The sequence below is a fragment of the Rhizobium sp. BK275 genome (assembly GCF_014193555.1).
GTDB lineage: Bacteria > Pseudomonadota > Alphaproteobacteria > Rhizobiales > Rhizobiaceae > Rhizobium.
This window is the reverse complement of the sequence record NZ_JACHZL010000005.1, coordinates 481,637-504,135: the sequence shown is the minus strand read 5'-3', so window position 1 is coordinate 504,135 and position 22,499 is coordinate 481,637. Positions and strand designations below refer to the sequence as shown.

Sequence of the window (22,499 nt, the reverse complement as noted above, 5' to 3'; positions counted from 1 at the left end):
TGATAATTCTGTTAGCGGTGCCAGGTTCGCGGCGAGGCCCGACCACAGGAAGCGCGAGCAACCTTTTGTTGAGATGACATCCAGTCTGGCGAAAGATTCAATCTCTACGAGATCTGCCATGAGGCAGACATTGCTCGCCTGACGAGCGTGTCGGGCATTTGCGAAGATAAGACGGTGAAGCATGAGGTTGCGTTATCAGGCGAACCGTCCAGGACATAGAGCGTATCATGCGAAGCATTCCCCTGAAGTCGTGGCTTGCGGTTTTTGCCATGGCAAGCCTTGCGGCGGCCAAAGCTTTTGCGCAATCGGCCGAACCAGCGAGATCGCCCGCAGATGAGTTCATGCGCAGGCAAACCGACCTGAAACGAGCACAGCGGCTCAATGCCCTCCAGGCTGCCACGCCCGGTGGTTCCGAGGCAGAGGCGCCGCCGCAGGTCGTTAAGGAAAAAGGACCGTGCTTCGGCATTACACATGTCGAGGTGGAGGGCGTGACGCTGCTGCCGCAGGCAGCGCTCGCGCCAGTTCTCGAACGCTATAAAAACAGCTGCATCGGCCTTGCCGATATCAACGCCCTGCTCAAGGGCTTGACCTTTCTCTATGTGGACAAGGGTTACATAACCTCACGCTTCTATGTTCCCGAGCAGGACATCGCCGCAACGAAGACATTGCGTCTTGTCGCAGCGGAGGGATCGCTTTCGGATATTTATCTGAATGGTAAGGCGGCCGCCTCGAGCGGTCTTCTTGCAACGGCCTTTCCCGGCATGCGCGGCAGGCCGGTCAATATTCGCGATGTCGAGCAAGGTCTCGACCAGATCAACCGGCTATCCTCCAACAACGCAAAGACGGCGATGTTGCCGGGCAGGCAGCCAGGCGAGTCGATCCTCAACGTCGAGAACAAGCCGGACAAGCCATGGCATTTCTCGGTCGCAAACAACAATCTCGGCCAGGCTTCGACGGGTTATTCCCAAAGCTCGCTGTCGTTCGGCATGGACAACCTCTTCGACCTGAACGACCTCATCTCGCTTTCCTATCAGCATACAGGGCCGGATTATCCCTGGCCGAACGACGGGGTGGGCCGAAGCAACAGCATTTCCGGCGCGTTCAGCGTGCCCTACGGCTATTGGACGCTGGGGCTGAACGGATCTTGGTATCACTATGACAGCAAAATCCCAGGTAACTTCGCCGATATCGAGACCTCGGGTGATTCAGGCCAATTCGGCGTCAGCCTCGATCGGGTGTTGCTGCGCGACAAGAATTCCATCACGACGCTGAATGCGGCGCTCAATTACAAGCAGACCGACAATTTTCTCATGGGAAGCCGCATCGAGGTCGGCAGCCGTCAATATACGGTCGGCAGTCTCGGTATCTCTCATTCCCGCCGCATGCTGGGCGGGGTCTGGGTCTTCGATCTCGGCTACAGCCAGGGCCTCGATCTGTTCGACGCAGTTCAGCGTGGTGAGCCTGCAGCCGCCGAGGCCGATCCGGAATTCTCCAAGTTTTCCGCAACAGTCAATGTCACGACGCCGTTCGAGATTTCCGGTCAGCAGCTGCAAGTCGCGACGATAATCAATGGACAGTATTCGCCGGATAATCTGTTCGGGGCCGAGCAGCTTTCACTTGGCGGCTACAGCAATGTGCGCGGCACGCGCGACAGCGTGCTTTTCGGCAATAACGGTGTCTTCACGCGCAACGAAATCGTCTGGCGCACGCAGCCATGGGCAGGCAATACGATGCTCGCCGACAGACTGGGCGAGTTGCGTCCCTATGCCGGCATCGATTACGGCCATGTGTTCGGGCAAGCGCGTTTCGGCATTGAAAGCGGTGACATTGCCAGCTGGACAGTTGGAAGCCGGCTTTCGGGCGGGACGGTCAGCGCCGACCTTGGATATTCCCACGTCTTCAAAAGCACCGCCGATACCAACATGTGGGATCTGTTTTTCGTGAGCGCCTCGCTGCAGTTCTGAATGACCAGATCGGGCCAACGTTTCGAGGTTCAGCTGCGCTCACGCGCGAGGGCATGAGCGATAGCGAATGCAATTCATGACGGCAAACGGCAGTTTTCTGACATATCTAAATTGAAAAAATCAGGCTTGCGGCGCCTATCAATCCAGCATGGTTCCCGAGTTGTGCCGGCACCACGGGCACGTCGCGATAAGCGGGCATCACTCGCTCATGAATGGTAGCCTCAATCGTTGGCCGAAGGAGATCGTATCCGTGGGAAATTCCCCCGCCCATGACGATCATGTCGGGCGAATAGAGATGGAGCAGATTGGTAAAGCCGATGCCCAGCCAGCGGGCTTCCTGGTCCATCAGCCCAAGTGCCGTTTCGTCGCCGGCGCGCGCCGCCTCGACAACGTGTCGACCGGTCACCTCGCCATCGTGGGACAGCGTTCGCAGCGCCGAACCGTCGCCGGGTTTTGTAAGAGCCGTCGCACGCCGGCCGAGTGCAGTGCCCGACGCCACCGCCTCGAAGCAGCCCACCGCCCCGCAAAGGCATCGTTCGCTCTCGCTCGTAATGGTCATATGGCCGATTTCGCCTGCGAGCCCGCGGCGCCCATGCACGATCCGGCCATCGGAGATCACCCCGCCGCCGATGCCGGTAGATACGGTGACGAACACAAGCGAGGCCGCGCCGCGGCCGGCGCCGAAACGCCATTCGCCGAGAGCGGCGGCGTTCGCATCGTTCTCCAGCCGCACCGGCAGGTTCAGGCGGTCCTGAAGAAGGCGCGCAAGCGGCACTTCACGCCAGCCTGAGAGGGTCGGCGGTGCGGTGAGAATGCCAGCGACCGGATCGAGCGGGCCGGGCGCTCCGATGCCAATGCCGAGCGGCCTGGCGTCGGGAACGTCCGAGCAGATTTTTTCCGCAAGCATCGCGATCTGCTCGATGACCGCATTCGGTCCATCCCTGGCGAGCGTTGGCACGGACGCGAAGGCCAGCAATTTGCCGCCGTCGCCGACCAGTGCTGCGCGCAACTCCGTTCCACCCAGATCGAATGCAAGCGCAATCCTGCTCATCAGGGCTGGGTCTCCAAAGCATGCAGCCAGGCGATACGGCCCGGCAGATCCTTGTCACCGAACGCCAACGATCCGAGCACGACCGTCTCGGCGCCTGCTGCCCGCAACAGTGGAACCGTCTGTTCACGGATGCCGCCGTCTGCCGCAAGAACAATCTCCTGTTCGCGTCCGACACGCTTCATCAGCGACCGCGCTTCGCGCAGCCGGTCGCAGGCTTTGTCCGAAAGGCTTTGTCCCTTGACGCCGATCGAGGTCCCGAGCAGCGTGAAGAAGGCGACATCGGCAAGGAACGGTTCTGCCTCGGTGATCGGAGTTTCCAGCCGCAGAACGACGCCGGCTTCGGCCCCGAGCTCCTTTGCGAGTGCCACCGCGCGCAGGCCGGCTTCGCCGTTCTCGGCATGAACGCTGACGAGACCGGCGCCCGCCTCGATGAACTGGCGCGTCTGCTCCTCGACAATCTCGGCCTCGACCATCAGATGCACGTGGATCGGCTTTGCCGTCAGCTTGGCGATGCGGGCGACGAAATCGGGAAAGAACAGGAAGCCGGGCGTAAAGCGCGCGTCGGCAACGTCGATATGGTGGAGATCGACATAGGGTTCGATGCGGTGAAGGTCGCGCTCCATATTGGCAAGATCTGCGGACCAGAGCGAAAACTCGCCGAGCAGCCTGTGCCGGGGCAATGCGGCGATGGCGCCGCCCGAGAGAGGTTTCGATGTCATGGCTGAGCGACGCTCCGATGTTTGAATTCTGTGGTGAGGAATTGCTGGAGCACCGCTCGGACCGCGGCGAAATGCGCTTCGGCATCCGCCGCCTTCGCAGGGACTTCGAGGAAATGCGCATTTGGAAGTGTGTCAGCTATCACCTGTGCGACGGCGAGAGGGTGAATGGCATCCTGCCGGTTGCCGAGGACGAGAGCGGGAACAGAAAGCTTTGCCGCGTCCTCTTGCAAAACGCCGGTTCCATCCGAGGCGATGTCGCACAGGACGTCTGCGAAATCAGGCGCATCCGGGCGTTCGAAATAACCAAGCAGGGACGCGAGATTGTCTGGCGCGTCCATCCGCAGACGTTCAGCCGTCGCCGATCCGGCAAAAAGTGCCTGGCCGTCGGCAGGCGAATGAGATCGAAGCAATGCCGCGATCTCGCGGATCGGCGCGAGATTGTCTGGGGCGCGGGCAAACGACCAGGCCGGTCGCACCAGGAGGAGGCCCATGACCCGCTCGGGATATGTTTTGGCCAGATGCAGCGCGATGGCAGCGCCCATCGAGACGCCGCCGGCGATGAACCGGTCTACTCCTTTTTCGTCCGCAGCGGCGATGACGTCGGCTGCAAACATCGCAATCGAGAAGGGGTGCCGCGTGCCGAGCGTCGAGCTGCCATGCCCGCGGCACTCGGTCGTGATCCGCCGCCAGTCGAGCCCCTCGGGGATAACCTGCGCGACCTGCGCCTCATTGCCGCCGAGCCCGTGTTGAAAGAGCAAGGCTTTGCCTGTCCCGCAGTCGTAGACTGAAAGGTCGGCATCGTCTCGTTTGAAGGCGATGCGCGTCTTCATCGGATCAGATCCGAAAGAAATCTGGCGACGGCGGGTGCTTCTTCTGCCGTAAGACCGTGCGTGACGAGCGCACCGTCGAAACCGGTCACGCGCAGGCCGTCGATGAAGGCAGGGAAATCGACGATACCTTGACCTGCTGTCGCGAAGCGACCGTCGGCATGGCGGTCCTTCGCATGGGCCATCGCCACGTACCCGGTCGAGACATCGATTGCCTTGTCGACGATGTCGGACACTTCGGCCGGTGTCGCCTGCTCGAAGAGGTTTGCCGGATCAAGCACGATGCGCAGGCGCCTCGACCCCATCTCTTCGATCAGCCGCACCGCATCGGCGGCGGAGGTGACGATGTTTGCCTGTTCCGGCTCGATGCCGAGATCGATGTCGTGCCGCTCGGCGAGTTCCAGCGCTTTTTCCATTTCGGCCGCCATATCGGCCCAGGCGGACGGAAGCGCGTTATCCGGATGATACATCCATTGGTCTTGGGCATGGCGGCTGCCGGTGCAGAGCGTCACCAGCGGAATCTGCAAGGCCGCTGCCGTTTCGATCACCACGCCAAGCTGTCTGAGCCCTCTTTCCCGCACGGATTTGTCCGGATGAGCCATGTTATAGGTGCCCGAAAGTGCCGCGAGCGAAACGCCGTTCTCCTTGGATGCCGCCCGGATCGCTGCGATCGTTTCCGGCGCCACTGTATCCGGCATCGACGGCAGGCCGACGCAGGCGAGATTGAACTGTGTCGTCGCAAATCCGCTGTCACGCACGGCCGAGAGCACTTGCCGGGGATCGGTGCCGGGGAAGGTCTTTGCGAAGATGCCAAGCTGCATCAGACGGACCCCGTGACGGTTGCGAGTTCGACACGTTCGCCCGTTTCGACCGAGCGGGCGATGGCGACCATGGCGCGGATGGAGGCGATGCCGTCTTCTATATCGGCGCCGCGCATGGGCGCTCCGTTCAGCACGGTATCGGCAAGCCCTTCCAGTTGCCGGCGGAAGAAGTGCCCGTCGGCGCCTAGTGGCTTGCGTGTGGTCGCGTCCTTTTCGTGGAAGATCTCGACTTCACTTGCCCTGAGGTACCAGGGATTGAAGGTCTTAGCGATTACCGAACCGTTTTCGCCATAGAGCTGGAAGCCCTCATGCCAGTCCATGCGGACGGCCACCGTCAGATCGAGATGACCGAGCGCGCCATTGACGAATTCGGTTTCCACGAACCAGCAATAGGCGCCGGCACGCTCGAGAAGGCGGGCTCGCACCGCGACGAGCTCACCACACAGGAAACGGGCGGTATCGACGAGATGCGAGCCATGCGCCAGCATGAAATACTGGCGCAGGTCAGCCTTGGGATTTCCGGAGGGTTTTCTGGCGAACTTGCTGGTGATCGGCAGCGGCTGGACCGCGTCGGTGTTGGTGTAGCGGTGGGTGGAGTCGCAGTACCATGCCTTCAGTGCGAAAATCTCGCCGATATCGTCACGGACGAAATCCCGGGCAGCCTCCAGTGCCGGGTCGAACCGCTTCATGTGGCCGACCTGCAGCACCTTACCAGAGCGTCTGACGGCGTCGGCGAGCGCCTGGCCCTCCTCAATCGTCACACCGGTCGGCTTCTCGCAGAGCACATGCTTTCCGGCATCGAGCGCCTTGACCGACATCGGCACGTGATAGGCGTCCGACGTGGCGATGATGACGGCTTCGAGCTCGGGATCGGCAAGCATCGTGTCATAATCGGCGTACATCTTCTGTGGTTCGTATGTCGCACCCATGCGCGCAAGCAGGTCGGGTGCCGCATCACAGATGGCGTAGAGGTCGGCATTTTTGGCTTTCACGCAGGATTCGAGATGGGCGAACTGTGCGATTGGGCCGCAGCCGAGCACGCCCACACGCAGCCGACGGTCTTCTTTACGGATCATGACTTTTCCCTCAGGCGCCGTAGCGGCGCATCGTTTCACGGTTCGCCCGGACGGCCGCCACGGGATCGGCGGCGGCCGTGTCCGATTCCTCTTCCAGGACCAGCCAGCCATTGAAGCGCGGCGCGGCAGCGACGATGTCGATCACGGCGGGCGTATCGCAGACCCCTTTGCCAAGCATGGCCCATTTGCCCTCTGCATCGACGTCCTTGAGGTGCAGATAGCGGATACGGTCCTGATAGGTTCGCAGCGTATCCAGAATATCGTCGTGGCCGCGCAGGATATGGCCGGTATCCGGCACCCAGCCGACGAGGTTCTTGTCGATAAGCGAGAAGATCCTGTCATAATCGGCACGGTCGAACAGCAGCGTATTGTGGTGCGAGCTCGGATGCACGGCGATATCCACGCCAGAAGCTTTGCCCAGTTCGCCGGCCCGATTGTAGAATTCCGCGGCGATTTCGAATTTCGCCTCCCGCGGTCCTTCGGAGACAACCGTCGCCGAGCCGATCGAAACGAGGGCGCCGGAAAAGGCGGCCGCGAAATCGATCCAGCGCTGCGTGGTCCTGAGGTCGTTGTCGATCTCTTGCCTGACAGTGAAGCCGCTTTTGGAGCCCATCGCAAAAGACACGAGCGTCAGGCCATGTTTTTTCAGGCTCGCGGTGAAATCGTCGGGGCTATCCGCGTAGCGGCCGATCATCGTGTCGGTAATCTCGATTCCCGCGTAGCCGCCCTCCGCAATGGCTTCCAGCAGATCGTCCGGACCGCCATTCCAGTTTTTCCCGAGCATTTCCCAGGTGAATGTCTGGCAGCCGACTTTCAGGTCTTTGATACTCATGCCCATTCCTTGACTTCGACCTGCGCAGGCCTTCGTTGATATGCCGCTGGACCGGTATGACCGCGCCTTTGGCATGATGATGAAGCGGCGACGTCTCCTGGCGAGCTGCGTGTGATGGTCGGATTGCTATTTCCGCATGGTTTATAAAAATTTATCGCGCGTCAAGAAATAAAATGTTCTATAGCGATTGTCGCGTCAGCGATGCCCATCAATGATGGGCGAAATATCTGAAATTGGCGGGGAGGCCAGTTTATGAAAGCATATTCGGGAACCAGGCTGGGTATCGGCGTGATCGGCTGCGGCAATATCTCGATGACCTACCTGCGTAACGCCGCCCTGTTTGCCGGAGTCGAATTGAGGGCCTGTGCCGACATCTCATCCGACATGTCGGCGCTGAGGGCGAAGCAATACGGCATCCGGGCAATGGAGGTCGATGCGCTCTTGGCAGACCCCGAAGTCGATCTTGTCCTGAACCTTACGATCCCTGCCGTCCATTTTGATGTGACGATGTCGGCGCTTTCCGCGGGCAAGCACGTCTTCACCGAAAAGCCGCTCGCGACGTCGGCCGCCGAGGGCCGCAAGCTCGTGGCGGAAGCTGGAGGTCGCGGTCTCCTGTTGGGTTCGGCTCCCGATACATTCCTCGGCGCCGCCGGCCGGCGTGCCCGAGGCTTGATGGATGCAGGTGCGATCGGTCGCCCGGTCAGCGGCACCGCCTTCATGTTCGGCCGCGGCATGGAGCATTGGCATCCCAATCCGCAATTCTACTATCAACCCGGTGGCGGGCCGATGTTCGACATGGGTCCCTATTATCTGACGATGCTGGTCAATCTGCTCGGCCCGGTGAAAAGCGTCATGGCGATGGCGACGAAAGGTCAGGAAGAACGGCTGATAACGGCTGATGGCCCCTTCAAGAACACGGCGTTCAAAGTGGGCACGCCGACGAACGTGCTCTCGCTTCTCGAGTTTCAATCGGGCGCAACGGTGAATTTCGGTGCGTCGTGGGATGTCTTCCGGCATTCCAATCATCCGATCGAGTTGCACGGTACGGAAGGTTCGTTGCGCCTGCCTGATCCCGATACATTCGGCGGAACGGTCTCGCTTTCCGAGCGCGGCGCCGAATGGAAGAATTTCGAAAGCGAGGGCGAGTTGTATGGCGCCCTGAATTGGCCGTATAGCGCTCCCGACCGCGCCAACTATCGCATGCTGGGCGTTGCCGATCTCGTCCGCGCGCTTGGCGAGGGCAGGGCGCCGCGCGCCTCCGGCGATTTGGCGCTTCATGTTCTCGAGATCATGGAAGCGACCCTGGCATCCAGCGAGGCGAGGAGCGCGGTTGCCATTGCGGGCACAGTCGCACAACCGCCGCTGCTCGGCGAAGATGAAGCCCACAGCCTGCTTGCTTGAGGTGAAGCGATGAAAGATCGATTGGATCCCGGCGCCGCGCATGTCCTGGCGCTCGGCCGCGCCGCGAACGAGCCACCCTTTGAGCGGGGGACAGTAAACGAGGCGCGCGCTGCTTATGATGTGGGTTGTCCGACATTGCAGGGCGATCGCGAGCCCGTCGCGGCCGTCGAGGACAGAACAATTGCCGGGACGGGCGGCCCGATCTCGGTCAGGATCTATCGGGGCGTGGGCGCTTCGGACGCGGATGCGCCGGCACTTCTCTATCTTCACGGCGGCGGCTGGGTCGTCGGCACGCTTGAATCCCATGACGAGATCTGCCGGTGGTTTGCAAATATCGGCGCCTGCATCGTATTTTGCCCGGACTATCGGCTGGCGCCCGAGCACAAGTTCCCGGCCGGCCTGGAAGACTGCGTATCAGCTCTTGCCTATGTGGTGGAGCAGGCAAGCGCGTTCGGTATCGATCCAGATCGGATAGCGGTTGCCGGCGATAGTGCCGGCGGCAATCTGGCCGCTGTCCTTTCACTTCTCGCGCGGGATGGCGTTGCCCGGAAAATCTCGGCGCAACTTCTGCTCTATCCCAACACCGATGCCCGACAGACGGCCGACAGCTATGCCAGATTTTCAGAAGGATACGGTTTGACTGCATCGACGATGCGCTGGTTCCGGAATCATTACGTCCGCGATGCGGCTGATATCGGTGACTGGCGCGTCTCTCCCCTGCGCGTCGGAAATGTCGCGGGTGTGCCGCCAGCCTTCGTCGCGATTGCGGGCCAGGATATCCTCGCAGACGAAGGCGAGGCCTATGCCCGCCGGCTTGCCGAGGCGGGTGTCCCTGTAATCCTGCGGCGCTGGCCGGATCAGATCCATGGCTTCGTTTCCATGGGGCGGCACATTGCGGCGGCGCGGCGGGCGGTGGAAGAGGCGGTTGCCGGATGGCGCAGCCTCGTCGATCACGCCGACTGACGCATTACCAATGTACCGTCGAAGATGATTTTTCGTGCAACGACCTGCTTGGTGTCATCGTCTTCGTCCAGCATCGAAAGCAGTGTGTCGACGCTGCTGCGTGCCATGGCTGTGAAGTCTTGCGCCATCGTCGTTAATGGCGGGCAGGTATAGCGGCTGAGGGGGTGGTCGTCATGGGCGGCGATGCGGAGATCGCTATCGCTCCTGCGGCCGACGCGAAGGCCGCGCGAATGGGCGGCTGCCATCGCGCCGAAGGCGAGGCGATCGTTCGCACAGAGGATCGTCCTGCCCGGAAGCGTACCGGCCGCGATCATTGCGTCGGTCTGCTCATATCCCATACGTTCGAAATCCCAGCCATAGCTCTCTGTGGCGCCAAACACGACCGGTTCGAAACCGAGCGATTCCATCGTGGCGATATAACTTGCCAGCCGCTCCCCGGAATTGTGATTGACATGCGGAATGTCGAAATATGCAGGCGGCTCCCCCGATCGGCAGAGATAGTCGACAATGGTCGCAACGCTTTGAGCGTTGTTATTGCCAATGAAGGGAGTGTCGCCTTCGATGAACGTATCGAAATAGACGATGGGAATGCTCTCCCGGAGTTTTTCGAAGATGCCAGGCTCGGAAGAAAGCCCCAGAGGCGCGATGATCGCGCCGGCAGCCTTCAAGGACAGAAGCGTGTTCACAGCCTCGGCTTCAAGATCCGGCAGGCCGTGGGACGAAATGACGATTGGCCAGTAACCTTCACCACGGACGAGCAATTCCAGACGGTTGACCATTTCGGCATAGAATGGATCTGTGATGACAGGCACGAGAATGCCGATGTTGCGTGTCCTCTTGCGATTGAGGTTGCGCGCATAGAGATTAGGACGGTAATCCGATGCCGATAGCGCCTCCTCGATACGTTTACGCGTCACCGGCTTTACGCTGTTCGGGTCATCGAAATATCTCGAAAGCGTTGGACGGGAAACGCCACAGGACCGGGCGAAATCGTCCATGGTTTTGATCGTCATCTTGGCCATTGGCAATTCTGGTTGCACTGCGCCGAGGATCGTCTGCGTCAGCCGATATCGCAAAGGCGATCAGTGTGGGGGCTTTCGAATTGCGTTTGTAGCCTGACAATGTCGCATGCGCAAAATTTTTTGTTACGTAAAGCACAATTGGCAGCCTGATCGCCTCTACACATAACGCACTTCGACTCCCAGCTTGTCCAACCGATTGCGAATCCCGTGCGGCATGCCGGTGTCGGTGATGATCAGATCGACACGTGAAAGCGAAAATGCCTTGGACGAGGCGCCAATATCCCACTTGCTGGAATCCGCCACGAGGATGACACGCCTCGCCATGCGGACCAGATTACGTTTTGTGCGTGCAATGTCCTCCGAGACATCGACGACATCGAATGCGTGATCGATGGCATGAGCGCTGAGGAACGCCTGGTGGGCGACAAGGCCGCCCACGGCCTTGTCGGAATCCGAGACGATCGTGCTGACGGTGCTTGGAAAGACCCGGCCGCCGATCATATGCACGTCCAGCCCCGGCCGATACATCAGATGCTGCGCGATGTTCATGGCGGTTGTGGCCACCACGACATTGTTGACCGGGGGCATTTGCATGGCGACCTGCAGCAGTGTCGAGCCACTGTCGAACACAACGGACTGGTTGTCGATGATCTGGCGCGCCGCCATCTGCGCGATGCGTCGCTTGGCATCGAAATTGCGGTTCATCCGTTCTTCGAAGGCTGCCGCGGGCGAACTGGCCGGCAAAGCTATCGCACCACCATGCGTCTTGATGAGCTGCTTCTTGGCATCCAGAATTTCCAGGTCGGACCGGATGGTCACTTCGGAGACGCCGAAGTTCTCCGCCAGCTGCGTGGTGCGCGCTTGGCCGGTTCGCTGAAGTTCCAGCATGATCTGATGTCGTCGTTGTTCCGCAAGCATGTGTTACCTCAAATTCCTTTCGATGACGGTACTGAACTTTCGAAAATCGAAAATCCAGGGCAACCATTGTGGTCAAAAGACGCGATGAAGGGCGGTATCAGCATATGTCCAGTCCACGTTCCACTTATCTTAAATCAAAACGAAAGAAATCGAAATATTGAACATTCGTTTATTTTCGAGTTAGGGTCTCAACGCGAAATCAAACTTGTAGAGGGACAGTATCGATATGGGCCTTGGAACCAAAATTCGCCTGTCACGGCTGTTTTCACATCCGTCGGGGCATTTGTTCGGTGGCGCGGTCGACCACTTCGTTGGCTATGGCAACGTCCGTGAGGGCGGCCTGGCGGATCTGCCGGGCGCTCTAAAGCGGGTGATGGCCGGAGAGCCGGACTATATCAGCATTCAGCCTGGTGCTGCGCGTCACTTGTGGCCCGCTTATGCCGGCAAGGCCGCACTTGTCATTCAAGCCGGCTGCTTTACGCCGGACGACAGAATCCGTCAGTTGATCGCGACCCCTGAGGATGCGGTACGCTACGGTGCCGATGCTCTGGCCGTTGCCATTCCGGTGCGCGGCAATACGGAAGGCGAATATATTCGCTGGCTCACCGATACCGTCAACGCCGCTGCCCGCTTTGAAATGCCGGTCGTTGCCCATGTCTATCCCCGCGACTATTCAAACGGCGGCAAGATCGTCTTCACCCCCCACGAAATCGCCTATGCCGTGCGGATCGGGTTTGAGACCGGCGTTGACGTGATCAAGGTCGGATACACCGGGGACTTCGGCTCTTTCCAGGAAACCGTCGCCACCTGCCCGGTTCCCGTCGTTATCGCGGGTGGTCCGAAAACGGAAAATCTGCTCGGAGCTCTGACGCAGACCTTCGATGCCTTACGCGCCGGAGCGAAGGGTGCCGTGGTGGGACGAAACCTTTGGGGACACGGCGACACGACGATGGCGGCGCGCGCCTTCAAGCTTGTCATTCACAGCGGCATGGCGCCGCAAGAGGCGCTCGCTGCCGCGGGCGGTTGACAGGTGACACACAACCTTCAGGTTCTGGGCTTCGGGGCTCTGGCGATCGACGATATCATCTATGTCGACCGCCCGCTGAGTGCCGGCAAGGGGAAAGTGACAAATCGTACCCAGGACCACGGCGGCAATGTCGCGACGGCCCTTGTCGCGGTCGCAAAGCTGGGGGGACGGGCCGGTTTCATCGGTTGGCTGAGCGATCAGCCTCTCACCGATATCAGCGCCCGCGAGCTTGAACGGCACGGGGTCGATATATCCTTTGCGCCGCGCCGCTCCGATGCCAGGCCAATACGTTCGGTCATCACGGTCGGACCTGAAGGCGACAGATTTATCGCCTATGACGATGATGTGCCGCACGGGACCTCGGAGTCGCTGACCGACAGCACTCTTGCGCAAGCTCAGGTGCTTTTGATCGACGGTTATGCCACCCACGCTGATACGATCGTTGCGCGCGCCCGCAAGCTGGGCTTGGCAGTGGTGGCAGACATTGAATGGACGATCGGGCCGGCAACCGAACGATTGATGAGCCTGTCCAACCACTTGGTATTGCCATTGAAATTTGCGCAGACTTATTCCTGCGAAACCGATCCGGCGTTGATCCTGCGCAAGTTGTGGTCTGACGACCGAAGCGCAATCGTTTTAACCGACGGCGAGCGAGGATCCTATATCAGGCAGACCGGAGACGCCGTTTTGTGGCATGTTCCGGCCTACGAGGTGAAAGCAGTCGACACGACGGGCGCCGGAGATTGCTTTCACGGCGCTTATGCTTTTGCGCTGACACAGGGAAAGCAGCCTGTCGACTGCGCCATTTATGCAACTGCCGCAGCCGCGATCTCTGTGACTGGCCCCGGTGGCCGCATGGCGCTGCCGGATCAAAGCGCCTGTCTCGCGTGGCTGGCGAGGGAAAATGCACCCGTGCCCAGGCCGGTTGTGCCGCAAGGCTGAGAATCCATCACACTGGTGTCCTGGACGATCGGATTTGTGCTGCGCAGATGACGGTTTCGGTTCGATCCGAAACAGCACCGGGGAGGGGCTGTCCTGAAGATTGGATGGCGGTGATAATAGGGAGGAAGTGCCGTGGCTGTTGTTGTACTGGACAAGATTTGCAAGACCTTTGGAACCAAATTCCACGCGATCAAGAATCTTAGCCTGACGATAAATGATGGCGAGTTCCTCATCCTCGTCGGCCCTTCGGGATGCGGAAAGTCGACGGCATTGCGCATGATCGCCGGGCTGGAGGAGATCAGCAGCGGGACCCTGAGCATCGGTGGAGAGAATGTCGAGGATCTCGCGCCGAAGGACCGGGATATAGCGATGGTCTTTCAGAATTATGCTCTCTATCCGCATATGACGGTGTTCGATAACATTGCCTTTTCGATGAAACTTGCGGGCAAGAGCAAGGAAGAGCGCACGAAGCGGGTCCACGAAATAGCAAAGACCCTTCAGTTACATACGCTGCTCGACAGCAAACCGGCCGCGCTCTCCGGCGGCCAACGCCAGCGGGTCGCCATGGGCCGCGCAATGGTGCGGGAACCGGCAGCGTTTCTCATGGACGAGCCCCTGTCAAACCTCGATGCCAAGCTGCGCGTGCAAATGCGCGCCGAAATCGTCAGCCTGCAAAGGCAGCTAGGTGTGACGACGATCTATGTGACACACGATCAGACCGAGGCCTTGACCATGGGCGACCGGGTTGCGGTCTTGAAGGGCGGTGTCCTTCAGCAGGTCGACACGCCGAAGACATTGTATAGCCGGCCGGTCAACGCCTTCGTTGCGGGTTTCATCGGCTCGCCATCCATGAACCTGTTCGAGGGCCGCTTGCAGAACGGTAGGATCGAGCTGCCGACCTTTTCCATACCGGTCGCGACAAGTGCATTTGAGCACTCTCCCGGTCTGACGGCATTCGAGGGTCAGACGATCATTTTCGGCATTCGCCCGGAAGATCTCTACGACAGCGGTCTGGAATCGGGATCACGCTACCCGACGATACCGGCCCTTGCAAAATCGATCGAGGAATTGGGCTCGGAACTGATCGTTCATTTGAAGATCGAAGCGGTGCGTATCGACTCCGGCGACCCCGATGCCGTCGAGGACTTGAGCGGTGCGGCAAACGCCGTAGCGAAGTTCGAAGCCGTCAGCGCGGTCCAGCCGGGCGCAATGATCAACCTGGCGATCGATACGACCAAGTTGCACTTCTTCGATCCCCGGACGCATTTGGCAATCTAACCCGGAAACGCTCCAGGATGAACCGCGATAGCGGAGTTGGTCGGTGGCAATCGCAAAAGCACACGCTTGCTTCGTTGCTCGGACGTATTCGTCGCCAAGATCCTCGCTTTTTGCGTAGCGGCTTGGCGCGCTCTCGCATCGAGAGCGCAAGATCTCACACCGTCTCGTAACCCTGTGACCTTGCAGCCATATGTCAGGTTCCCCTGGTGTTTGTTGATGCCTGAGTGCAACTTTAAAGGCTTGTTGTTGTTGGATAGAACAACCAGGATAACCCCACTTTTCTTCGGTCGCCAAGCCTTTCATTTGTTTTCCTTTGGACGACGCAGCTTTCATTTGTTTACGAAAGTAAAGAAAAAATGAGACACGAGAAAATGTCTCAGAAAGAAAAAACATCTCCAAATCCGAGGATAAAATCCAAATTAATCAATATCTTAGCTTCGTTTTTCTTGCGCCCGCAGTCTTCTTGCTTTTTCCGATTGCAGTTCTTCATTGACAGCCAGACCCCTGAAGGAACCTACTTTGGTCTCGATCGGGAGGATCGAGCGAAATATCGTTTCAGGGAGGGAAACATGAACGTCAGAAGATATATCGTGGCGGCTCAGTCGGCTGTGGCCGCCTGGGCACTATGCGCCACCTGCGCCTTTGCCCAGACCAATATCGAGTTCATCCAATGGTGGGAGCCAGAAATGCCCGCCGGTGCTCTGCGAAGCATCATGGACGACTTTGAAGCCAAAAACCCCGACATCAAGGTGACGCTCGTCAGCGGTCCCTATTCGGCTACCCATGATCAGATCGTCGTCGGCGCCGCGTCCGGGACACTCAGCGATGTCGTCGGCCTGGACGGCGCATGGGTCAACGGCTTGGCAAAGCAGGGCGCGATCGCCTCGATGGACAGCTTGATGGCTGACGCCAAATATGATCAGAGCCAGATCGCCGACATCATCAAGGTCAATGGGCAAAGCGTCATGTTCCCGCTTGCCTCCTTCGTCTACCCGGTTTTCGTCAACCTCGATCTGGCAAAGGCCGCCGGCGTCGAAAAGATGCCGACAAACCGCACGGAGTTCGCCGCTGCCGCGAAGAAGATGACCAATGCGGACAAGAACCAATATGGTTGGGTGCTGCCGCTGTCGTTGCAAAATCCCGGTGGCATCCAGAATGACGTGATGTCCTGGGTGTGGGCATCCGGAGCATCCATGCTGAAGGATGGCAAGCCCGATCTGGAAAATGCCTCCGTCGTCGGCACGCTTGAATACATCAAGTCACTGCAGGACGCCGGCCTCATCTCGCCTGGTATTTTTGCCAAGAAGGAACAGGACAAGGTCGAAGAATTCGTCAACGGGCGTGTCGGCATGATGATCGACTCCTTGGCGCACATCAATCTCATTCGCCAGCGAAACCCCGATCTGAAGTTCGGCATCTCCGCCCTTCCGGCCGTCGACGGCTATACCGGCAAGCGCGGGCTGCCCTATGCTTCCTGGGGTATCGGCATCAGCGACAAAAGCGAGCACAAGGCGGAAGCCTGGAAACTCGTCGAATATCTGATGAGCCCGGAGGTGAACAGCCGCCTCGTGTCGATCGCCAACGCCTTCCCGGGCAATATCCACGCCAAACCCGATTTCTCCAAGTCGGACCCGCTGTTTGAAGAAGCCTTCAAGATATTCCAAAGCGGGAAGCTGGCCAACGAATTCGTCGGATTGCCGGTGGCCGAAGATCTCATGCGCCAGATGAACGTCGAAGTTCAAAAGATGTTCGACGGTCAGCAAAGCGCGAAGGACGCGGCTGCCAATACGCAGAAGCAATGGTTGGTCGAGTTCAGCAAGTAGTCTCCCAAGACGGTGGCGGCAGCGTGACAGACTTCTATCACGCTGCCGCCGCATCGCGACGAAGCAATGCGTTACGACCAGGGAGAAAATTACCTCTCATGAGCCTCGCCACAGAAACTATGATCCGGACGCAAGCAAAAACGCGCAAGCGTGGTATACTGTCTTACAAGATAAGAAAGAGGCTGGTTCCCTACTTCTATGTTGCCCCAGCGACATTTCTGTTCTGCCTCCTGATGCTGTTTCCCATGATCACCGTCCTGCGCTATTCGCTCATGGACGGCGCGATCACGAAAAAGGACGCGTCCTTCGTCGGATTGCAGAACTATGTGACGATCTTCAAAGATCCGATTTTCTGGCAATCGGTCGGGCAGACCCTCTACTTCACGTTGATGAGCGTCATCTTCCATCTTCTGATCGGTTTGGCCTTCGCCCTTTTGCTCAACAGCCAGCGTGTCGATCCGTTGATCAGAAGCATCCTGCGGGTTCTCTACATTTTGCCGTGGCTCTTCACAGCTGTCATCATCGCCATCATCTGGCGGCTGCTGCTGGATCCCAATGGCGTCGTCAACAGCATCCTGATGACGCTGCATATCATTGACTTCAAGGTCGAGTGGTTTTCTTCGACGACAACCGCGCTGCATGCGCTGACCTTTGCGAATATCTGGGCGGGATACCCGCTCTACATGGTCAGCCTTCTCGCCGGTCTTCAGGGCATTCCCAAGGATCTTTACGAGGCCGCCGGCATCGACGGTGCCAACGAGTTCCAGAAATTCCGCTACATCACCATCCCGCAACTGATGCCGATCATCATCAGCATCGCCTTGCTTGATTTCATCTGGACGATGCAGGTCTTCCCCCTCGTATGGATGACGACGGGAGGCGGTCCGATCTACGCGACCGAGGTGCTCAGCACATACACCTACAAACTGGCGTTTTCGAGCTATGAATTTTCGCGCGCGTCGGCGAGCGCGATCTTCATTCTGATCATCTCGATGGGCGCCACATATTTCTACATCAAACATCAGAAGGCCAGGTAACCGGCAATGGCAAAACGCTCTCTCAGTCGCACCATCGTACCGACCCTGCTGACATATCTCGGGCTGGCGGTCGGGCTGGTCTTCGCGGGCTTTCCGATCCTGTGGATGTTCTTCACGTCCTTGAAGTCGAACACCGAGATCTTTGCCCTCCCGCCGCGGCTGCTGCCCGACCGTTTCACCAGCGTCGCCTATCTTGCCATCTTCAACGATCCAACGAAGGTTCGCTTCTTTCTCAACAGTTATCTCGTCGCAGGAGTGGTAACGGTTCTGACGGTGCTGATCGCCATCCTGACGGCCTATGCTTTCAGCCGGTATTCATTCCGGCTCAAGAAAACGCTGAACGTGTTCATCATCAGCACGCAGACCGTGCCGCCGATCACGCTTTTGATCCCCTATTTCGGCATGGTCGTCGCCTTCGGCATTTTCAACACGTATTTCGCGTTGATTCTGACCTACATGGTCTTCACCCTGCCTTATGCGATCCTTCTCATGACCGGCTATCTCAATACCCTGCCAAGGGAGCTCGATGAGGCAGTGCTTGTCGACGGCGGCTCAAGCTGGACGGCGCTGTGGCGTGTGATCATCCCGCTGTCGGTGCCTGGCATCGTCGCGACCGCGGTCTATACGTTTCTGTTGGCATGGAACGAATTCCTCTTTGCCTTGACGTTGACGAAGTCGATGGACATGCGAACCGTTCCCATTGGTATCGAATTGCTTATGGGCCAACATGCGTTCGAGTGGAACGAGATGATGGCGATGAGCGTGCTCGGATCGCTCCCGCTTCTGGTCCTATATCTGATTGCGCAACGCTACTTTCTCGCGGGAATGGCTGCCGGATCGGTGAAGAGCTGAAAACGAACCATTGTCTGGCTTAGCCCAAGGCTCAGTCGAGAGACTGATGAACTGTGGGGTACGGTGATGTCACGTTGTCTGTGGCGTCATTTCAGCCGCATTACCCTTCGATCGGTAAGCCGCAGACGACATGACACTACCCAGCAAGCCACCGGCCTTGATCCTCATTCGTCGCCTGGGACACCGTAGGATGGCGCTGCCGAAGGGTTCAGCGCGCGGGTGACATAGGCGCTCGCCTGTGGCTGATAGACTTCCCAAGCGCGTCCGACGGCAGCCACCGGGCAGCCATCGTCCAGCCAGTCGACCCGCAGCTCCGCATAGGGCCAGCTTTGGCTGTCGACCACGATCAGGCCTGCTGAATGGATCGGGCCAGCCTCGCCGCCGGCGACGACGGCGGCTCTCAGCGCTGCGATCAACCGATCTCCGAGCGAGCCCTTTGAACTTTCGAACGCCCCGATCATCGCAGCCGGCACGCCATCGTTTGCCAACAAATTTCCTCCGGCGACGCAGTCCTTGCCGGACGCGGACGTCCAGATGCCGAGCGCTTTTTCGCCGGAATGGATGGCCGTCGTGCCGTTCGCATCAACAGCGAGAACCTGACGATAGTCCGGATAGGCATCGTGCTTACGGGCAGCGCTGACGGCCTCGTCCGCGTTCCCGCCATCCGCCAGCCTGTCAAGCACGAAGGGACCGAGTTCCGGGTTTGTCACATTCTGCGTGGCGACGGCACCGATGCCTGCGCGCGCCCAGGCGCATCGTGCCGCGACTGCAGGGGAGGAGGACGAGATCGCCACTCCGAACTGGCCGGTCTGCGCACAGCGCGCCACAATGGAAAACGTCATTCAAAACTCCTGTATCGGCGGCCTGGGTGGAGACCCTTCAGCCAATGTTTCGATGGAACGCCGACCGTCAGTCTGCCCGGTCGGCTCGTTTCGTGCGCCGTGAGTTCGCGTCAGTCCGGAATGACGGCCGTAGCATCAATCTCGACCAGCCATTCGGGACGGGCCAGAGCAACGACGACAAGGCCGGTGCAGACCGGGTGCACCTCCTTGATATATTCTCCCATGGTCCGGTAGACCGCCTCGCGGTGGCGCACATCGGTCAGGTAGACGACAAGCTTGGTGACATGCTCCATCTTGCCGCCGGATTCCTCGACGAGCTGCCGGATGTTCTGCATTACCTTATGGGTCTGTTCGACCGGATCGTGGCTGTCGATATTCTTGGCGGTATCGAGATCCTGCGGGCACTGGCCGCGCAGGAAGATCACCGTGCCACGGGCAACGACAGCCTGGCAGAGATCGTTGTCGAGGTTCTGCTCGGGGTAGGTTTCCTTGGTGTTGAACTTGCGGATGCGGGTATGCGCCATTGTCTTCTCCATCGGGTCGGGAAAGCAGTGTATCGTGTGGGTGTATGCGGGTGGGCCAATCGGCTGTGATCAGTCCTGAGGCGCGTAAGCGAGATAGTTTTCCTGGATGAGGATGTGGTCGGCCACGTGCTTGGCGTCATGCCAGACACCCCAGATGAAGCTTGAGCCGCGACCGGAGAGCCAAGGAAGGCCGAGGAAATAGATGCCCTTTTCCGGCGAAACGCCTCTGAGGTGCTTCGGACGACCTGCTTCGTCGAAGGCGTTCACCTTCATCCAGCTATAATCGGAGGTGAAGCCGGTGGCCCAGATGACCGTGGTGACACCGGCACCCCTGAGATCCAGTTCGACGAGCGGATTGGTGACACAGTCGACCGCGGGTCCGAGAAGGCGTGCTTCCGGTTCTTCCGGTAGATCAAGGCCGTTGCGAGCCACGAAGGCGTCGGCCTCGTCGAGCAGCGAGAGATAGTTCTGGTCGCCTCGGTCCAGATTGCGGGCAAGGTCATCGGCAAATGACAGCTTGCCCTTGTTGTAGGCGCCCGTCATGCCGACCAATACCATTCCCTGCGCCGCAAGGCGGCGAAAATCGATGGTCTCGCCACCGCGCGCGCCGCTGACGGCGATCGTGACATGTTCGGTGCCTTGGGCCTGGGGCTGCCCGTCCCATTTGCCCAGAACGCCGAGCCACCAGACGAAGTCACGGCCGCGATAGGCGCGGGGCGGACGATCATGCGGCCCGACCGACAGATAGACCTTGCGACCGGCACGCATCAGCTCCTCGGCGATCTGTACGCCGGAAGAGCCAGCACCGACGACGAGTACGGCGCCTTCCTGAAGTTGCTTCGGATTGCGATAGTCGCTCGAATGCATCTGGTGGACGCCGGCTTCTTTCGGGACGATCGGCGGAATGTTGGGTTTCTGGAATGGGCCGGTCGCGGCGACGACGTTGCGGGCTTCAATCACGCCGTTTGATGTCTCGATGCGAAAGCCGGGACGGCCTTCGAGCCGCTCGACACTGGTGACGTCGACACCGCAGCGGATCGGCGCATCGTATTTCCTGGCATAGGCTTCGAAATAGTCGGCGACGCGTTCCTTGGGGACGAAGGCATCTGCGCTTCCGGGAAAGTCCATGTTGGGAAAGCGGTCGTGCCAGGCAGGCCCATTGGCGACCAGCGAATCCCAGCGCATAGAGCGCCATCGTTCGGCGATGCGGCCCCGCTCCAGAACGAGGTGCTCAACATCGTTCCTGCTGAGATGCTCGCTCATGGCGACACCGGCCTGGCCCGCCCCGATAACGAGCGTGTGAATTTTTTCGACCGACATGAATAGTCCTTCTGTGGCTCACCGGATCCAGTGATCCTGCGATTGCATGTCCTTGGTCTAGCGAATGGGGTGGTTTGGGAAAATTACGATTTCCTTCAGCACTGATTAGGATTGGCGGAAGCAATGCGCCTGCTTCGCCCTGCAGCCTGCGCCGTCGGTGTTTACACTTTAGCAAATGATAAATATTGAGCATGTATTGCAGGCGCAGACCATCCGGGGTCATGCACCATTGGACGCAACCCGATCCTGGGGCATCGGCATAAAGGTCAGATATGCGGTTTACGCTTCGCCAGCTCGAATACTTCATCGCTACGGCGGAAGCTGGTTCGATCACCCTTGCGTCCGAACGCATCAGAGTTTCGCAGCCATCGATCTCGACCGCGATTTCTCAGCTCGAGATCGAGCTCAAGACCCAGCTTTTCCTGCGGCGCCACGCGCAGGGGCTGTCTCTCACCCCGGCAGGGCAGAAGCTTCTTGCGCAGGCAAAAACCGTCATCGAAGACGTTCAATACATGTATACCGCTGCCTCGGAGGCGACCGATCAGGTACGGGGAACGCTCTCGCTCGGCTGCCTGCTGACGTTCGCGCCCATGGTCCTGCCGGAGGTCAGCCATAGTTTCAACGCGGCTTACCCCGGCGCCCATGTTCGCCCGACCGTCGCCGATCACAGCGTACTCCTGTCCAAGCTGGAGAGAGCGGAACTCGACATTGCCTTATCCTACGATCTCTCTGTTCCGGAGGGCTTTGAGTTCACCCCGCTTGCGGAGCTTCCGCCTTACGTCCAGGTGGCGGAGACCGACCCTTTGGCGCAGCTGTCGGCCGTGACATTGGGAGAGCTGGAGAAGCACGATTTCATTCTCCTCGATCTGCCATTGTCGCGAGATTATTTTCTTGGCCTGTTTGCCGCAGCCGGCGTGACGCCGAACATCGTTGCCCAGCTCCAGCATCAGGAAGTCATACGAACGATGGTCGGCAGTCGCTATGGATATACTTTGGCGAACGTCCGGCCCAAGAACAAGGCAGCGCTCGACGGGCGACGCCTCGTTTCGTTGCGCCTTGCCGGCAATCACAAGCCGATGCGAATTGGACTGATCCGGGTCGGTCAGCAGGTGACGACGCGCATCGTGCGAAGCTTCGAAGATCATTGTAAAAACCTGATCTCCGACAGCTATGTGCCTGGAATGGAAGCGCCCATTCTCAATCTCCGTCGGAGCCAGCCGGACTAACTCGTTTTTTTCAAAGCATCAGTTCCGAATATCC

21 protein-coding genes are annotated in these 22,499 nt (G+C 59.3%); 10 read left to right on the top strand and 11 right to left on the bottom strand.

Annotated elements, in window-relative coordinates; all coding sequences use genetic code 11:
• The first annotated feature begins 227 nt into the window (after positions 1-227).
• Entirely contained in the window at positions 228-1,964 is a 1,737-nt protein-coding gene (locus tag FHT82_RS18725; RefSeq protein WP_183734081.1) for a ShlB/FhaC/HecB family hemolysin secretion/activation protein, read from the top strand.
• Between the two features lie 106 nt (positions 1,965-2,070).
• On the opposite strand, the gene FHT82_RS18720 is transcribed toward FHT82_RS18725, so the two are convergent.
• Genes FHT82_RS18720 through FHT82_RS18695 form a run of 6 tightly spaced genes read right to left on the bottom strand, consistent with a single transcriptional unit; the run spans position 2,071 to position 7,290 of the window.
• On the bottom strand, positions 2,071-3,015 hold the full coding sequence (locus tag FHT82_RS18720) for an ROK family protein (RefSeq protein WP_183734078.1): 945 nt from the start codon (positions 3,013-3,015) through the stop codon (positions 2,071-2,073).
• Entirely contained in the window at positions 3,015-3,734 is a 720-nt protein-coding gene (locus tag FHT82_RS18715; RefSeq protein ID WP_183734075.1) for a ribulose-phosphate 3-epimerase, read from the bottom strand. Before FHT82_RS18715 ends, FHT82_RS18720 begins: the two co-directional genes overlap by 1 nt.
• Positions 3,731-4,564 carry an alpha/beta hydrolase gene (locus FHT82_RS18710; RefSeq protein WP_183734072.1) on the bottom strand — a complete coding sequence of 278 codons (834 nt, stop codon included), beginning with the start codon at positions 4,562-4,564 and terminating at the stop codon, positions 3,731-3,733. Before FHT82_RS18710 ends, FHT82_RS18715 begins: the two co-directional genes overlap by 4 nt.
• Entirely contained in the window at positions 4,561-5,382 is an 822-nt protein-coding gene (locus FHT82_RS18705; protein ID WP_183734069.1) for a sugar phosphate isomerase/epimerase, read from the bottom strand. The genes FHT82_RS18710 and FHT82_RS18705 overlap by 4 nt, the downstream gene beginning before the upstream one ends.
• Entirely contained in the window at positions 5,382-6,458 is a 1,077-nt protein-coding gene (locus FHT82_RS18700) for a Gfo/Idh/MocA family oxidoreductase (protein WP_183734067.1), read from the bottom strand. The genes FHT82_RS18705 and FHT82_RS18700 overlap by 1 nt, the downstream gene beginning before the upstream one ends.
• Positions 6,459-6,468: 10 nt before the next feature.
• The gene (locus FHT82_RS18695) at positions 6,469-7,290 is read right to left on the bottom strand and encodes a sugar phosphate isomerase/epimerase (protein ID WP_183734064.1); all 822 of its coding nucleotides are present in this window, start codon (positions 7,288-7,290) and stop codon (positions 6,469-6,471) included.
• Positions 7,291-7,542: 252 nt separating this feature from the next.
• Here FHT82_RS18695 and FHT82_RS18690 point away from each other — a divergent pair, with 252 nt between their 5' ends.
• Positions 7,543-8,691 carry a Gfo/Idh/MocA family oxidoreductase gene (locus FHT82_RS18690; protein WP_183734061.1) on the top strand — a complete coding sequence of 383 codons (1,149 nt, stop codon included), beginning with the start codon at positions 7,543-7,545 and terminating at the stop codon, positions 8,689-8,691.
• 9 nt (positions 8,692-8,700) lie between these two features.
• Positions 8,701-9,654 (top strand): alpha/beta hydrolase, encoded by a 954-nt coding sequence (locus tag FHT82_RS18685; protein ID WP_183734057.1) that lies wholly within the window; start codon positions 8,701-8,703, stop codon positions 9,652-9,654.
• Here FHT82_RS18685 and FHT82_RS18680 read toward each other — a convergent pair.
• Positions 9,642-10,676 carry a LacI family DNA-binding transcriptional regulator gene (locus FHT82_RS18680; protein ID WP_183734054.1) on the bottom strand — a complete coding sequence of 345 codons (1,035 nt, stop codon included), beginning with the start codon at positions 10,674-10,676 and terminating at the stop codon, positions 9,642-9,644. The two genes, FHT82_RS18685 and FHT82_RS18680, sit on opposite strands and share 13 nt — an antisense overlap.
• A 156-nt stretch (positions 10,677-10,832) precedes the next feature.
• Positions 10,833-11,594, bottom strand: coding sequence for a DeoR/GlpR family DNA-binding transcription regulator (locus FHT82_RS18675; RefSeq protein ID WP_183734051.1), 762 nt, complete (start codon positions 11,592-11,594; stop codon positions 10,833-10,835).
• Positions 11,595-11,820: 226 nt separating this feature from the next.
• Between FHT82_RS18675 and FHT82_RS18670 the strand changes: the two genes are divergently transcribed.
• The 6 genes from FHT82_RS18670 to FHT82_RS18645 all read left to right on the top strand — a co-directional run bounded on the left by FHT82_RS18670 (position 11,821) and on the right by FHT82_RS18645 (position 18,553).
• Positions 11,821-12,621 (top strand): class I fructose-bisphosphate aldolase, encoded by an 801-nt coding sequence (locus tag FHT82_RS18670; protein ID WP_183734048.1) that lies wholly within the window; start codon positions 11,821-11,823, stop codon positions 12,619-12,621.
• Between the two features lie 3 nt (positions 12,622-12,624).
• Positions 12,625-13,563 (top strand): PfkB family carbohydrate kinase, encoded by a 939-nt coding sequence (locus FHT82_RS18665; protein WP_183734045.1) that lies wholly within the window; start codon positions 12,625-12,627, stop codon positions 13,561-13,563.
• Between the two features lie 132 nt (positions 13,564-13,695).
• Positions 13,696-14,841, top strand: a complete 1,146-nt coding sequence (locus FHT82_RS18660) for an ABC transporter ATP-binding protein (RefSeq protein WP_183734042.1) — start codon at positions 13,696-13,698, stop codon at positions 14,839-14,841.
• A 569-nt stretch (positions 14,842-15,410) separates the two neighbouring features.
• Positions 15,411-16,664 carry a sugar ABC transporter substrate-binding protein gene (locus tag FHT82_RS18655; protein ID WP_183734039.1) on the top strand — a complete coding sequence of 418 codons (1,254 nt, stop codon included), beginning with the start codon at positions 15,411-15,413 and terminating at the stop codon, positions 16,662-16,664.
• 98 nt (positions 16,665-16,762) lie between these two features.
• Positions 16,763-17,701, top strand: a complete 939-nt coding sequence (locus FHT82_RS18650) for a sugar ABC transporter permease (RefSeq protein WP_183734036.1) — start codon at positions 16,763-16,765, stop codon at positions 17,699-17,701.
• Positions 17,702-17,707: 6 nt separating this feature from the next.
• Positions 17,708-18,553 carry a carbohydrate ABC transporter permease gene (locus FHT82_RS18645; RefSeq protein ID WP_183734033.1) on the top strand — a complete coding sequence of 282 codons (846 nt, stop codon included), beginning with the start codon at positions 17,708-17,710 and terminating at the stop codon, positions 18,551-18,553.
• A gap of 164 nt (positions 18,554-18,717) precedes the next feature.
• On the opposite strand, the gene FHT82_RS18640 is transcribed toward FHT82_RS18645, so the two are convergent.
• The 3 genes from FHT82_RS18640 to FHT82_RS18630 form a co-directional block, all read right to left on the bottom strand.
• Positions 18,718-19,395, bottom strand: coding sequence for a DUF1028 domain-containing protein (locus tag FHT82_RS18640; protein ID WP_183734031.1), 678 nt, complete (start codon positions 19,393-19,395; stop codon positions 18,718-18,720).
• A 110-nt stretch (positions 19,396-19,505) separates the two neighbouring features.
• Positions 19,506-19,919 (bottom strand): RidA family protein, encoded by a 414-nt coding sequence (locus FHT82_RS18635; RefSeq protein ID WP_183734028.1) that lies wholly within the window; start codon positions 19,917-19,919, stop codon positions 19,506-19,508.
• A 69-nt stretch (positions 19,920-19,988) separates the two neighbouring features.
• Positions 19,989-21,239 (bottom strand): NAD(P)/FAD-dependent oxidoreductase, encoded by a 1,251-nt coding sequence (locus FHT82_RS18630; protein WP_183734026.1) that lies wholly within the window; start codon positions 21,237-21,239, stop codon positions 19,989-19,991.
• Between the two features lie 272 nt (positions 21,240-21,511).
• Between FHT82_RS18630 and FHT82_RS18625 the strand changes: the two genes are divergently transcribed.
• Positions 21,512-22,465, top strand: coding sequence for a LysR family transcriptional regulator (locus FHT82_RS18625; protein WP_183734023.1), 954 nt, complete (start codon positions 21,512-21,514; stop codon positions 22,463-22,465).
• The last annotated feature ends 34 nt before the right edge of the window (positions 22,466-22,499 follow it).